The sequence below is a fragment of the Haloferax namakaokahaiae genome (assembly GCF_042663225.1).
Classification (GTDB): domain Archaea; phylum Halobacteriota; class Halobacteria; order Halobacteriales; family Haloferacaceae; genus Haloferax; species Haloferax namakaokahaiae.
Window position 1 is genome coordinate 626,801 of the sequence record NZ_JBHTAA010000005.1, and the last position, 13,885, is coordinate 640,685.

Annotated in this window: 12 protein-coding genes and 1 pseudogene; 3 read left to right on the forward strand and 10 right to left on the reverse strand. The window is 63.3% G+C overall.

The window, feature by feature from the left end; translation table 11 throughout:
* Positions 1 to 10: 10 nt before the first annotated feature.
* From ACFQJC_RS10785 to ACFQJC_RS10795, 3 genes are all read right to left on the reverse strand, one after another.
* Entirely contained in the window at positions 11 to 694 is a 684-nt protein-coding gene (locus ACFQJC_RS10785; protein ID WP_390223351.1) for an FxLYD domain-containing protein, read from the reverse strand.
* A 129-nt stretch (positions 695 to 823) separates the two neighbouring features.
* Positions 824 to 1,387 carry a thioredoxin family protein gene (locus ACFQJC_RS10790; protein ID WP_390223353.1) on the reverse strand — a complete coding sequence of 188 codons (564 nt, stop codon included), beginning with the start codon at positions 1,385 to 1,387 and terminating at the stop codon, positions 824 to 826.
* 120 nt (positions 1,388 to 1,507) lie between these two features.
* Positions 1,508 to 1,933 carry an EamA family transporter gene (locus ACFQJC_RS10795; RefSeq protein WP_390223355.1) on the reverse strand — a complete coding sequence of 142 codons (426 nt, stop codon included), beginning with the start codon at positions 1,931 to 1,933 and terminating at the stop codon, positions 1,508 to 1,510.
* A gap of 180 nt (positions 1,934 to 2,113) precedes the next feature.
* On the opposite strand from ACFQJC_RS10795, the gene ACFQJC_RS10800 reads away from it, so the two are divergent.
* Positions 2,114 to 2,311, forward strand: coding sequence for a DUF7501 family protein (locus ACFQJC_RS10800; protein WP_390223357.1), 198 nt, complete (start codon positions 2,114 to 2,116; stop codon positions 2,309 to 2,311).
* 74 nt (positions 2,312 to 2,385) lie between these two features.
* Here the strand turns inward: ACFQJC_RS10800 and ACFQJC_RS10805 are convergent.
* The 7 genes and pseudogenes from ACFQJC_RS10805 to ACFQJC_RS10835 all read right to left on the reverse strand — a co-directional run bounded on the left by ACFQJC_RS10805 (position 2,386) and on the right by ACFQJC_RS10835 (position 11,255).
* A pseudogene (locus tag ACFQJC_RS10805) lies at positions 2,386 to 3,635 on the reverse strand (MFS transporter).
* A gap of 50 nt (positions 3,636 to 3,685) precedes the next feature.
* Positions 3,686 to 4,573: a DUF58 domain-containing protein gene (locus ACFQJC_RS10810; protein WP_390223358.1), complete on the reverse strand. Its 888-nt coding sequence runs from the start codon at positions 4,571 to 4,573 to the stop codon at positions 3,686 to 3,688.
* A complete protein-coding gene (locus ACFQJC_RS10815) occupies positions 4,566 to 5,516 on the reverse strand; it encodes an AAA family ATPase (protein WP_390225593.1) in 951 nt (316 codons plus the stop codon). The genes ACFQJC_RS10810 and ACFQJC_RS10815 overlap by 8 nt, the downstream gene beginning before the upstream one ends.
* A gap of 55 nt (positions 5,517 to 5,571) precedes the next feature.
* Positions 5,572 to 6,438 carry a DUF7502 family protein gene (locus ACFQJC_RS10820; RefSeq protein WP_390223360.1) on the reverse strand — a complete coding sequence of 289 codons (867 nt, stop codon included), beginning with the start codon at positions 6,436 to 6,438 and terminating at the stop codon, positions 5,572 to 5,574.
* Position 6,439: 1 nt separating this feature from the next.
* Positions 6,440 to 7,063, reverse strand: a complete 624-nt coding sequence (locus tag ACFQJC_RS10825; RefSeq protein WP_390223362.1) for a chromosome partitioning protein — start codon at positions 7,061 to 7,063, stop codon at positions 6,440 to 6,442.
* Positions 7,060 to 9,459 (reverse strand): VWA domain-containing protein, encoded by a 2,400-nt coding sequence (locus tag ACFQJC_RS10830; RefSeq protein WP_390223364.1) that lies wholly within the window; start codon positions 9,457 to 9,459, stop codon positions 7,060 to 7,062. The genes ACFQJC_RS10825 and ACFQJC_RS10830 overlap by 4 nt, the downstream gene beginning before the upstream one ends.
* Positions 9,459 to 11,255: a DUF7408 domain-containing protein gene (locus ACFQJC_RS10835; RefSeq protein ID WP_390223366.1), complete on the reverse strand. Its 1,797-nt coding sequence runs from the start codon at positions 11,253 to 11,255 to the stop codon at positions 9,459 to 9,461. Before ACFQJC_RS10835 ends, ACFQJC_RS10830 begins: the two co-directional genes overlap by 1 nt.
* 201 nt (positions 11,256 to 11,456) lie before the next feature.
* On the opposite strand from ACFQJC_RS10835, the gene arcD reads away from it, so the two are divergent.
* Positions 11,457 to 12,914, forward strand: coding sequence for an arginine/ornithine antiporter ArcD (gene arcD, locus ACFQJC_RS10840; protein ID WP_390223368.1), 1,458 nt, complete (start codon positions 11,457 to 11,459; stop codon positions 12,912 to 12,914).
* Positions 12,915 to 13,231: 317 nt separating this feature from the next.
* Positions 13,232 to 13,837 carry a GAP family protein gene (locus tag ACFQJC_RS10845; protein ID WP_390223370.1) on the forward strand — a complete coding sequence of 202 codons (606 nt, stop codon included), beginning with the start codon at positions 13,232 to 13,234 and terminating at the stop codon, positions 13,835 to 13,837.
* Positions 13,838 to 13,885 lie beyond the last annotated feature (48 nt).

Below are 13,885 nucleotides of genomic sequence, written 5' to 3' on the forward strand. Positions count from 1 at the left end.
TTGGGGTGACTCATGCGGTGTGGAACATCAGTTCGACATTTTCACCGACCTGTTTACTGATGTCTGAAATTTTGACTAATGGAATCATGAATCGCCATTCCCTATCTGGAATTCGAGTGTCAACTGTGGTTCCGACGTGAGTAATCCACCCCGAATCATACGTCGTTGCCAGTACATCAACGGCAGTTTCGTCGTCGCGCCCGTGGTCAACAATTCCAGTAATTGCGGGGATGCTCTCGTCAATTTCGACAGACCAGGCGTTTAATTCGTCGGAAATGTATCGGTCTTCGTATTCGACGTAGGCGTCAAAATTATTGACAGAGAATGGCGACGTCGTATTCACCTCTATTTTCCACGAAGCCCCGCTGTGAAGCGCTGGGATAGAGGCTTGGTCGTGACCGATATAGCGCCCAGCTGAGTCGTACCAGCGAGCGACCACAGTAACATGGCCGCTCATTCCCTCTCCGTTGTTCCCAATGAGAAATTCGACACTCTCACCCTCGGACTTCCACTTTGCGTCGTCGATGACGACTTTTGCCGTGTCTACATCGGCCTGAGTGGTTTTTGTTTGTGTCTGAATATCCGTGGTTTGCGTCGTCTGTCGGTCGATATCTTCTGCGGGTTCAGTGGGACTACCCGAACAACCGGCGAGTAGCGTCGCCCCAGATGTTGTCAAAAATGCTCTTCTCTTCATGTTCAGACATGATTTCAGATTGTATTATATTTTGACCAGTCATTCTATTAACTGCAGTGCTGGGGTAGCACCTGTAGACTGTCAAACGGCGAATTTCGGAACCTTCGAAGATATAGCTACAGAGGTTATCTACTGTTCGACCCACTTAATCGAACAGCCCTGCGACGGCGTTTCGTCCACAGGAATCTCCTCGCCCGCGAGCACCGCCTCTACAGCCTCGCGCATCTCGTAAACCGACACCTCGGCGTCGGGGTTCATCGCGTCGTCGATACGGGAGTGGAAGACGAGTTCGAAGCCGTCGCCAGTATTCTCAAACAAAAATGGGTCGGGCGTACAGACCGCGCCGTACGCACGAGCGACGTCCTGTGACTCATCGCGGAGGTAGGCCGTGTACCGAATCGTGCCGTCTTCGACGAGTTCCTCCATGCGCTCGAATGAGTCGTCGGGGTACGCCTCGGCGTCGTTGGGGTTGATGCCGACGACGGCGAGGTCGTCGTAGGACTCGGTGAGGGTGTTCAGTTCCTCGAACTTCGCCTTCGCGTACGGACAGTGGTTGCACGTGAAGACGACGAGCAGCGCGTCCGAATCGCCAAAGGACGAGAGGGAGTACGTCTCGCCGTCGGTGCCGGGGAGTTCGAAGTCGGGTGCCTCGTCGCCGAGGGTCAACTCGGAGTCGGATTCCTGCAGTACCATAGTCGGACGTTCGTGGCCGAGGACAAAGACGTTGGCCCGGCGGGAGTCGGTCGTCGCGTGCAGGTCGGCCGTCGCATACTGGTCGGTCGTCGTGTACTAGTCGGTCGTCGCGTGTTAGGTTCAGTCGAGCGAGACGAGGAGCACGGCGAGCACGGCGAACCCGATGCCGGCGACTTTCTTTATCGTCACCGGCTCGCCGAGCGCGACGATGCCGACGACCGAAGAGATGGCGAGGAACATGCCGAAAATCGGGGCGACGATGGAGACGGGACCGAGTGCGAGCGCGCGGTAGTACGAGAGAATCCCGATTGCGAGGCAGATGCCCGCGCCGACGACGTAGGGGAGTTTCGAACTCACGACCGAATCGGAGAGGCTCTGTCCCGAGTAGAGGATGATGCCGAGGGTGGCGACGACGAGGATACTGTTGGCGATGAATGCGGCGATGTCGCTCGGAATCTTTCCCTGCCCGGTCGTCGCCACTTTCATCAGCGGCGCGACGAGGGAGTACGCACCGAGTGCGACGACGGCCCACGTAACGTAGTTCACGGGTGAATCAGTGTCGTAGTTCCCACCTCGTGTGGGTATAGTATTACGATTCGGAAGCGGCGGAATCGACGGATTCGAGTTATTGAAATGATAAACAAATTTTGGCAAACCTAAGATGACTAAACAAGAGGTGTGCCAATAAGGCGAACGTTTATCAACTAATACGTCGAATGAAGGTGTATGTCCCAAGACGTATCCCCTTCGGTAATCGCGCACACGTGGGACGACCCAACCCGCTGTCCGTTCTGCCTCGCAGAACTCGAGAGCGAAGGAGCCGGATTCATCGACCACATCGACGAGAGTCCTATCTGTCGCCAGGGCTTCGGCATGTGGCGAGAGGCAGTCGCCGACGACGTCGGCGGCGAGTGGTCCGGATAACTGCGTTTCTTTTTATCGAACTCGTCGCTCAGAGTGGCGAGGCTGTGCACGCTGAACGAGAGAGGTGACGTTCCTCAATCACCACTGGCAGGAGTGGGGTTCCGCGCCGACCCATCGACGTGATTGAGTAACCACGTCGTGAGACCGAACGAGAGGACGCCGAGCACCGAGACGACGCCGAAGGCGACACCGACGCCCGAGAGGTCGATGAGCGCGCCGAACACTGGCGGTGCGACGGCGCTCCCGAGCGAGATGCCGATGGTGACGACGGCGAAACTCTTCCCGAGTTCGTCGCGGGCGGAGATGCGGTCGGCGAGCGTCGAGCGCGCGGGCCGCGAGATGCTAATCGTGCCGCTGAAGGGCAGGACGAGCACCAGCAAGAACAGCGGTGCCCACGTTCCGGCGAGCAGCGCGGCGATGAGCGCAAGTCCCGCGTAGCCGACGAGCGCGACGGTTCCGGGTCCGACGCGGTCCGTCATCGACCCGCCGAGGAGAATCAACCCTGCCTCCGTGACGAGCATCGCCGAGACGAGCAAGTTCGCCGTCTCCGGCGTGAGACCGTAGCCACCGCTGAGCAACTGCGGCGAGTAGGTGCGAATGCACCACGCCGCCGCAGAGGTGAGAAACGAGAGGAAGGCGAGACCCATCAGCCCCGTCGAACCCACCAAGTCGCGTACGCCGCGGCGGACGCTCGAAAGCGAGGGCGCTCGGTGGGTGTCGATTCGGGGTCTGCTCGCGCAACCGACGCTGGAAGTCGGCGGGCGAGCGGGAGTGCGACGAGCGTGTACGACGCGCCCGCGACGGCGACAGCGCCAATCACCCAGCGCCAGTCGAATCCGAGCACCGTCGCGCCCGAGGCGACGGCGTACGGGATTGCGAAGCCGAGCGACCCGCCGAGCGCGTGGAGCGAGTAGGCCCGCCCGCGATTCGATTCGGCCGTCGCCGAGGCGAGAAGCGGATAGTGCGCGGGGTGGTGGCCGGCGATGCCAATCCCGAGGAGCGCCTGCGAAGCGAGCAACCAGTAGTACGACGGGGCGAGCGCCGTCGCCGTGATTCCGACCGTTGCGAGCACGAGCGACACCGCGAGGACAGTCGTCCGACTCCGCGTGTCAGAGAGGTAGCCGAAGGGGAGTTGAAAGAGCGTGATGAACGCCCCTTGCACGCCGATAGCGAGACCGACGGCCGCGATGCTCACGTCGAACTCGGTGGCAATCGCCCCGAGAACCGGCGCGAGTGCGACGATATAGGCGTGGTGGACCACGTGGGACCCCGAGACGAGACCAACCACGCGGTTGCGTATCGTTCCGTTCGTCGATTCGCTCACGCGAGAGCGTTGTTTTCACCGTTGAAAAGCGCGTTGTCCGCGGCGAGAAATCAGTGTCGCCCGCGACGCCGACCGAGGCGCGCGCCCAACCAGAGCGTCGAAAACGAGTCGAAGAAGTCGATATCGGTCCGAACGAGTTCCCACTCGATACCGAGTGCCTGACAGCGGTCTTCGACGGCGGTCAAGTGGTTTCTGAGCTTCAAGTCGTAGTGCTTCGCCGCGGACCCGCCGAAGTACGTCTGTATCGACTGGTCGGATTCCGGGTCTTCGAAGATCGCCTCGCCGGACGCTTCGGGTTCTAACTCGTCCGATGAGAGCACCTGTGCGACGAGCACGTCGTTCTCGGTCAGCGCGGCCAACCCCGAGGCGATTTCGTCAGGGTCGAACAGGAAGTCGCTGACGACGAGCACGAGCGATTTGGAGTGGATGGTATCGGCGTACGATTCGAGCGCCGACTCGATGTCGCCGTCGCCCTCCGGCGTCGTCTCGTTGAGTTGCTCGACGAGTCGGAGCACGCCGCCGCGACTCGATTCGCCGGTGTCGATGCGGTCTGCGGTGTCGCCGACGAGCGAGAACCGATACTCGTTGTTCTCGTCGGCGGTGAGGTGGCAAAAGCCGAGACCGAGTTTCGCGGCGTACTCGAACTTGTGAAACTCGCCCTCGCCGAAGTCCATCGACGCTGTCGCGTCGAGCAGGACGTGTACGGTGAGGTTTCGCTCTTCCTCGAAGCGCTTGATGAACAACTCTTCAGTGCGCGCGTAGGCCTTCCAGTCGATTCGACGCGGGTCGTCGCCGTGGGTGTAGCGCCGGTGGTCGCTGAAGGTCAGGCCGCCGCCCACCTGTTGCGAGCGCTGGTCGCCCTGCAAGGGGGCGGTCGATTCCCGCTTGAGCGACGTGTCGAAGCGGTCGAGTTCGTCGAGGAAACTGGGGTCAATCATCGAGGATACGGGCGATAACGTCGTCCGGCGTCTGCCCCTCGCGCTCGGTCCGGAAGTCGAGGATGATACGGTGGCGGAGCACCGGTGGGGCCATCATCACCACGTCGTCCCACGAGACGTGCGAGCGACCGTGGATGAACGCTCTCGCCTTGGCCGCTCTGACGAGTGCCATGCTGGCACGCGGACTCGCGCCGAACTCGATGGCGTCGTCCTCGCGCGTCTGTCGAACCACGTCGATTGCGCGGTCACGGATGTCGTCCGCGATGGGGACCTGTTTCACGAGGTTCTGCGCGGCGATGAGGTGCCTGCGCGGGAGGACGCGGTCCAAGTCGGGGAGACCGGCCCCTTCGGCGTACTGCTTGACGATGGTTCGTTCGTCCTCGAAGTCCGGGTACTGGACGAGGATTTTCATCAGGAAGCGGTCGGTCTGCGCTTCGGGGAGCGGATACGTGCCGCCCTGGTCGATTGGGTTCTGCGTTGCGAGCACGAAGAACGGTTTCGGAAGGTCGTAGGTTTGGCCCGCCGCTGTCACCTGTTTCTCCTGCATCGCTTCGAGGAGTGCGGCCTGCGTCTTCGGCGTCGCCCGGTTGATTTCGTCGGCGAGGACGACGTTGGCGAAGACCGGCCCGCGCTCGAAGACGAACTCGCGTCCGTTGGCGGACTCGCGGATGATTTCGGTGCCCGTGATGTCGGTCGGCATCAGGTCGGGTGTGTTCTGGATGCGCGAGAATTCGAGGTCCGTCGCCTCGGCGAGCGCCCGGACGAGCGTCGTCTTCCCGAGACCGGGGTTCGATTCGAGGAGGGCGTTACCGTCACAGAGGATGCAGACGAGCAGTCGCTCGATGACGTCTTCGTGGCCGATGATTCGCTTGCCGATTTCCTCGACCACGTCCGCGACGCTCGCTTGCAGGTCGTCGATGCGGAGTTCGGTCTGGTCGCTCATCGGGTTCGACGGCGGGGTTTCGGTACGGCTCTCGGCTGCGTTTGGGGCTGGGTCGTCACTCATCGTCTTCGTCTTTGTCGCGGATTTTCAGGGTGTAGTCTCGAATCAGTTCGGCTTCGTCCAGCGTGTCGTCGGAGAGGTAGCCCGCACGCTGGCTCTCGACGGACCGGTCACCGGTGAACCCGGTCGAATCGTAGGCCTCTGCCTGCGAGTCCGGGGTGTCTTCACCGCTGTTGGTCCCCGAGAGGGTCGCGTTCACCTCGTTGTTCCCGGCCGAGACGTCTTCGGGGTCGCCGAGAATCGCACTCCCGTTCTGGAGGTCGGCATCGCGGTCAGCGTCCCGTTCGCCGATGGAGGTACCCGCCGACCCGCCGATGCCGCCGAGGTCGAGGTCCACGATGGCGACCTGAATGCTCGCAATCGAGAGGACGAGCACGCCGAGCACCGAGAACACGACGCGGCGCGTCGGGAGGAGTTCGACCGACGACGCCGACTGCAACTTCGTCAGTACGTCTCCGTAGAGCCGGCGGGCCATCGGCGACGGGGTCTCGCCGTCGCCACCGTCGTCGAGCGTGTCGCGGGCGGTTCGCAGCGCTTCGGCGACGTCGGGGTTCACACTCTCGAACTGCTCGACGGCCGTCGTTCGCATGCGATATCGATATTCGACGACGGCGACGAGCGTCCCGGCCGCGAGCGCAACCGGCACGGCGACGTGAATCGACGCCGCCTCGACGCCGGGGAGGAACGCCAGCGAGAGGTCCGGGTTCGCGTCCGGGAAGCCGGTGATTCGAAGGAGGATGTTCAACGCGAGCGCGACGAGCGCGCCGTCGGCCACGCTCGGTACGAGCGCCGCTTTCGTCACCTCGCGGTGGACTTCGCGGACCGCGGCGGCCATCTTGGAGGGGAGGTCTGTCGTCGTCATCTTAGACACCGTTGCATGCGGACGGTTCGTCGCCCTCCGGAATCGCGTCACACGCGTCTTGGAGGTCGTCTTCCAGATTATCCCGTTCTATTCTGAGTTCACGGAGGTCGTCTTCCAACTCTTCGTTCTGTTCGAGGAGGGCGTCTCGCTCCGATTCGAGGTCGGACACGTCGTTCTCCAAGTTCCGCCGTTCGCGTTCTAACTGCTCGACGTCGTTCTCTAATCGGGCGACTTCGGCCTGCGAGGTTTCGAGCCGATTTCTGGCCTGTTCGAGGGCTTCCTCGCGCTGTTCGAGCGTCGAGCGCGTGGCGTTGAGTTCCTGTCGTGTCTCTTGAAGCTCTGCCTCCGTCTCTTCGAGACTGGTCGAGACCTGTGAGACGTCGCCTCGGGTCTGTTCGAGGCTGTCGTTGATGGATGCCAACTTCGCCTGCACGGACGAGAGGTCCGCCCTGGTCTCCGAGAGGTCCTCTTCGAGGGCGGCGTTTCGTTCTCGCAACTGCTCGTTCTGTTGGTCGAGCGAATCGACGGAATATTGATAATACATGGTTGCCCCGACTGTCCCCATCGCCAACAAGAGCACCAAGGCGACGAGGCCAGTGTGGAGCGACCGACCGAGGAAGCTCATATCAGACCACCTTCACTTCTCGTTCTACCCCGATACACTTGAAGCCGCCGGGCAATCACCTCGCCGAGATAGACGAGGAAGGCGACGAGCGCGAACGCCCACGCCCAGTCGTCTCTCACGGGTTGAACACCGGATGCGTGGTCGCGGGCGTCGCGGGCGATTGCGGCGGCGTCGTTGACCGAGTACATCTGGCCGCCGGTCGAACGCACCGCCGAGACGAGGCGCTCGGAGCGTCCGAACCCGCCGTACTCCGCGGGGTAGTTGACGCCGAACGAAGCGTTGAGCACCGACGCGTAGCCCTGTTCGGTGGGCGTGACAGACGCTTCGTAAGTGTCCGGGCCGACCGACGAGAACGTCAGGTTTTGCGCGTCCGTCGGGCGTTCGCTTCCGCGATAGACGACGGTCACGGGTTCGCCGACGCGAGTGTCTTGGAGGTCGATGACGCCGGTCGCCTCGCGTTCCGGGTCGCCGATGACGTAGTTCGTCGCCTTCGTCAAGAGTAGTGAGTCAGGACTGCTGAGCAGGCCGTCGAGCGACCCATCGCCGCCGAACGAGGTGACCGTCACGACGCGGCCGAGTCCGTAGCGCCACGACGCGACGGCGGGCGTGCCGTCTTCGGACGCGACGAGGAAGTTCGCACCCTGTCTGACCGACACGTCGTTGACCTCGCCGGGGTTGGCCGTGAGTTCGACCCCCGCGGTGACGAAGTCGTTCTGGTCAACGATGGTGAGACCGTCGCCCGCGTATCGTCGGTTCGCGCCGCCGAAGAGGATTCGCAGGCGAGAGGTTTCGTCGGCCCGGAGGTAGTTGCCGCCGGACGCGCGGGCGATGGTCCGGAGGTTGCGCTCGTTCGGACTCTCGCCGGTCCCGATGGTGACGACGCGAACGCCGTTGCGCCCGAGTTCCTCGGAGACGGCCGCGGCGTCTTCGAATCGGTCGTGGCCGTCACTGATGAGAATCACCGTCCCGCGCCGGCCGTCGAGTTGCTGGGCGGCCCCGCGGAGTCCGATGGCGATATCGGTCGCTCCGCCGGGTTGTAGGCGGCGGATGAGGTCTTCCATCCGTCCGCGGTTCCTATCGAGCGGCCGGAGCGGCGACACCTCGTAGGCCTGGTAGTTGAACCCGACGATGCCGACGTTGTTGTCGCCACCGAGTTGGGAGAGCGCGTCGAGGGCGACCGATTTCTGGACGGTCATCCCTTCTTCCGCACTCCCGGAGACGTCGATAGCGAAGACGAGGTTCGTACTCTGGCCCGCGCCCTCGCCGGTCGTCACGGGGAGCGTCGAAGCGAGTCGAGAGCCGTTGTACTCGCCGTTCTCGAACGAGTTGCGACCGCCGACGACCATGAGTCCGCCGCCGTCGATGACGAATCGCTGGAGCGAATCGACGTTCCCGACTTCGTCCGCGGGGACGTCCTGCAAGACGACGGCGTAGTAGTCCGAGAGGTTCGCGGGAACTTCGGACGCGGTATCGACATTGTAGAGACCGGAGAGGTACTCCTCGAACGGATAGCCGCCGCGCGAGACGTACAGAATCTTCGGCGGGTCCACCACCCGGACGGTCTTGTAGAACACGTCGTTCGACTGGAATCGGTCGTCGCTCTCGATGCGAGCGGTCAGTTCGTGAGTGCCGTTGGTCTCGAACGTCTGGGAGAACGCGACCGAACCGGGCACCGTCACGTTCTCGCGTTGGACTTCCTCGCCATCGACTTCGACGACGAGTTCGGCCGATTCGTTCTCGCCGGGGGTGACGCCCTGAACCTGCGCGAGGAACGCGTTCTCGACGCCGACGCTCGTCTTCGCAGGCCCGTTGAGCGTCACGTACTCTTCGCGCTGTGACACCTCGGGCGAGACGGCGCTCACGGTGGCGTTGAGACTCCGCGCCAACTCCGCGGCCGACTGGAGGTCCCGGCCTCTCGTGACGTGGCCGTCGGAGACGAGAACGACGGTCCCTCCCGGTCTGACGTTCGCCGCGAGCGCGTCACCGAGCGGTGATTCGTCCCCGCGGGCGATAGTGGAGACGGTCACCGGGATGCCTTCGTCTTCGATTCGCGTGGCGAGCGCCTCCGCCCGCGTTTCGGTGACTGTGGTGCTGTCCGATTCGTCCACGAGGAGCGTCACGCGCGGGTCGCCGTCGGACTGACGGGTCGTTATCGTGTACGGACCCGCCGCGGCGACGACCAAGAGGAACGCGACGAACACCCGCGAGGCGAAGAGGAGTCGCCGCGAGCGCGACCCGGCGGTTCCGCCGCCCCGGAAGATGAGGTACCACGCGAGGAGGAGCGCGACCGGGAGCGCGAGGAGGAACAACGGGCGTTCGAAGCCGAGCGTCCACTCGCCGAACTGCGTCGTCCACGCCAGCGGAAGCGCGAGTGAGAGCGAGGCGACACCGAACATCAGAGGTCACCTCGTTTGCGGAGGTAGCCGAGTTCGACCAAGACGAGACCGAGTGCGCCGAGGGCGGCCCACTCGGTGAGCGGGTCGGGAACGAGGCGCTCTTCGACCGTCACGGGCGCGGAGTCGGACGCTTCCTGTTGCTCTATCGACGCCGCGACCACGTCCGACTCGGGTTCCGAGAGGAGCGACGCCGCGAATCGTTCGTCGCCGACTCGGTAGAATCCCGCGTCGTCGAGACCGACTTCGGGGCCGCTCGCCGTTCCGCGCGGCGTCTCGACGGTCTGGTTCTCGTTGATACGGAGCGTCTCACCGGTCGCCTGATTCAGGTCGGTGAGCGTCGAGCGACCGGCGAGGTAGAACACGGTTCGCTTCCAGAACACCGGGTACTGGTAGTTGTACTTGAACGCCGAACCGTCTTCGAGGAAGCCGTAGTAGACGATTCGACCCTCGCTGCGCTCAGAGATGGCGAGCAGCGGGGAGTTATCGGTCGCCGTGACGAGCGCCCGCCCCTCGTCGAGGTCCGAGACGACGTACCGGTTCGGCGGCGGGAAGGTGATACCGCGGGTCAGTTCGTGACCCGAGACGCTTCCGAGCGAGGGGTTCGACCCCATCTCTCGCGGCGAGGCGAGCAAGAGGGTACCGTAGTCGGGCATCTCTTCTTGGGCTTGAATCGCCACGCCACCGCCGTCTGCGAGGAGGTCTTGTCCGGCCTCGCGGTTCCCACGGAGGAATCGCTCAGCGTTGACGTTGCTGTAGATAATCACGTCGTAGTCTCCGGAGACGGTCGTCGGCGGGTTATCGACCGTCAGCGTCACCTCGGGGATGACAGACAGCGCCGCGGTCAGGTACTCGTTCTCGTCGTTCGTGAGGACGAGCACGTCCACCGACGCGTCTTCGGGGGCCGCGACGAACAGTCGGTCGTCGAGGGCGAAGCTATCGCCGGGTGAGAGCGTGAGTTCGCCGCCGCCGGCTGGAACGGGCAACGTCGCGGTCGTCACGTCGCCCGCGCCGAGTTCGACTTCTCTGGACGTCCCGGCGAGCGAGACGGTTCGGGTGACCGCCGAGTCGCCGTAGTTCTTGACCGAGACGGTCACGTTCGTTCCCGAAAAGCGGCGGTCGATGATGCCGACGTTGCCGCTGCCGCCGCCGGCGAACTGGCGAAGTTCGACCACGAGTCCGCGCGCACGCGCCTCGCGGACGGCGTCCTGCCACGGAGAGTCGTCGGCGAAGTCGCTCAGGACGACGATGCGAGCGTCTTCACCGGCGACGGCCATCGCGGTCGAAATCGCCGTGCGGAGGTCGCCGGGGGCGGCCGTCGGTGGCAACTCCTCGAGGGTGTTTCTCGCGTCCGCGGGCGTTCCGCGACGGAGAAGGACATCGTCGTCCGCGCCGGCCGCGACGATGGTCGTCGTCCCCGAAATCTCGTTTCGGGCGGCGTCTCGCGCCTGCTCGAACCGCGTCGTGCCGCCGTCCGAGACCGACATACTCGCGCTCGAATCGACCACGAGAACCGTCTCGGAGACGGTCTCCGACTCGGGGACGAGGACGTAGGGCGTCGCAAGCGTTCCGGCGAGCGCGACGATAGCGAGCAGTTGGAGGAGCAACAACAGACTCCGGACGAGTCGTTCGAAGTGCGGGTTGGAGACGTTCTGCTCTCGGGCGTCGGCGAGGAACTGGAATGTCGGGAGGGTTCGCCGAATCGGGTCCGGTCGAAGGAGGTAAAGGAGGACCAGTGGCACGATTCCGAGGAGCGCCAACAGTCCGAGAGGGGAGAGAACGTACTCATCGAGGACCATGCACAGACTCTCGTGGTCATCTGGCAAGGGTGTTTCCCTATCATTGACAGGTTGAGCAAGAAAGTCGTCTCTTCGAGAATTTCGGCCGAGTGATTCCTCTCGCGCATATTCGTGTCAGAGATAACTACGTCATTGCATAACAATGCCCTTGATTCATAACACGACAACATTTTATGTTCCAAAGTAATCTTCTGAACCACAATGGGAACTGAACGATACACGCCACAGTCGTTCGAGGACCTCGACCCCGACACGCGTCCGAGTTTCGGACAGGCGCTCGTCCCCGTGTTGGGACTCGTCGCGTTCCTCGGCGTCGGGTCGGCACTGCTGAAGCTCGACCCGCACATCCCACTGGTCTGGAGTATCGCACTCGTTGGTCTCCTCGGTCGCTACGTGTGGGGCTACACGTGGCAGGACCTCTACGACGGTATCGAACGCAGTCTCTCGATGGGCTTGCAGGCCGTACTCATCCTGTTTGTCATCTACGGCGTCGTCGCAACGTGGGTCTCCGCGGGGACGATTCCGACGCTGATGTACTACGGCTTGGACCTGCTCTCGCCGCAGATTTTCCTCCCCGTCACGGCGATTCTCGTCGGCATCACCACGTTCGCCATCGGGTCGTCGTGGACCGCCGTCGGCACGCTCGGTGTCGCGTTCATCGGCATCGGGTCGGGACTCGGCGTTCCCGCGCCCATGACCGCCGGTGCGATTCTCACCGGTGCCTACGCGGGTGACAAGCAGTCGCCGCTCTCCGATACGACGAACCTCGCGGCCGCGGTCACGAACACCGACCTCTACGACCACATCCGCGCGATGCGCGACGGGACGCTCGTCGCCTTCGGTCTCTCCGTGGTCGGATTCACCATCCTCGGTCTCGGCTTCTCCGGGGCGATTCCCGCCGGGCAAATCACCGAGATTCAGACCGCGCTCACCGGTTCGTACGACATCACGTTCCTCGCGTTCCTCCCGCTGGCGGTCACCTTCGGTCTCGCCGCCGCGGGCTACCCGGCACTGACGGTTCTCCTCGCGGGTGCCTTCGCAGGTGCGTTCACGAGCATGCTCGTCCAAGGGACCTCCTTCGTCACCTCGTGGCAGGTGTTCATGAGCGGTACCGCCCCCGAAACCGGGAGCCAACTCGTCAACGGTCTCCTCGCCTCCGGCGGCGTCTCCGGGTCCGCGTGGACCATCGCTATCGTCATCGCCGCACTGACCCTCGGCGGCCTGCTCGAACAGACGGGCGTGCTCGCCGTGCTCGCCAACCGTCTCGAACGCGGCGTCGAGAGCACCGGGTCGCTCGTCGCCGCAACCGGCGCGTCCGCGATTCTGACGAACGCGCTCACCGCCCAGCAGTACATGAGCATCGTCGTTCCGGGCATGACCCTGCGCAACACCTACGAGGAGTTCGGTCTCGACAGTTCCGACCTCTCGCAGGCTATCGAGTCCGCCGGGACGCCGACGGGCGCGCTCTTCCCGTGGCACGCCGGCGGTGCGTACATGTCCGGCGTCCTCGGCGTGGCGACGCTCTCGTACGCGCCCTACTACTTCTTCGGCTACCTCTCGCCGCTCGTCCTGTTCGCGTTCGTCCTCGCCGGCATCGGTTTCTCCGGTAACTCGGCGAGCGCGTCGAACAACGCTGCGGCCAACGTCGCGGACGACTGAGAACCGCGTCTGTCGTCGCGCCCACTCGTCTTTTCGGTCGAATCTTGGCTCCCGAGAACAGCGAGTAGCTGCTGCAATCATCGACACCCCGGACCGGAGAAAGTCCGTGTTTCGATACCGTGTTTTAGCGTGATACGACGGCGACGGCCAAAAGCAAATCTCATTGACATTTATTCCGTTTCGGCGCGTACTGTACTGGACCGTATGTGTCCTGACCGACCCCACCCTCGGCGACGAGGAGACGAGATTCGACCGAGGAACCAACGCCACGGGTCCACCGAGTGCACCGAATCGACCGCTCGGATTGGAGGTTTCCGATGAGTTCTGTAAACGTCCTCCCGCTGGCTATCGTGATGGTCGCCGGGCCGCAGATTCTCAGTTCGTTCTTCTTTGCGACCAGCGAACGGTGGAAAGCGACCTCTGCCGCGTACGTCCTCGGTGCGATTCTCTCGATTTCGCTCGTGGTCACGATAGCGTTCCTCGTCATCGACGGGCCGGTCCGCCAGAGCACCTCGAGTAACACGCTCGATTACGTCATCGTCGCGCTGCTCGTGGTTGCGATGCTGAACACCTATCGGACGCGGAATACCGCAGAGCCACCGAAGTGGATGGGAAAACTGACGACCGCCACACCTCGGTTCTCGTTCCGGCTCGGCTTCCTCTTGCTGGGCGTCTTTCCGACGGACATCATCACCTCTGTCTCCGTCGGTGCCTACCTCTCGACTCAAAACTCACCGTTGACGGACGCGATTCCGTTCATCCTCGTCACCGCGCTTCTGTTGGCGCTGCCGGCACTCGCCGTCCTCGCCCTCGGGAAACGAGCAGAAGAACGCCTTCCGGGGATTCGAGACTGGATGAACGACAACTCGTGGATAGTCAACGAGGCGGTGTTACTGCTCTTCATCGTCATCGTTCTCACCTGAGAGACGGGGTCGCCGGGGCCCCGTTCCGTTCGAACCTTGTCCGTTTTC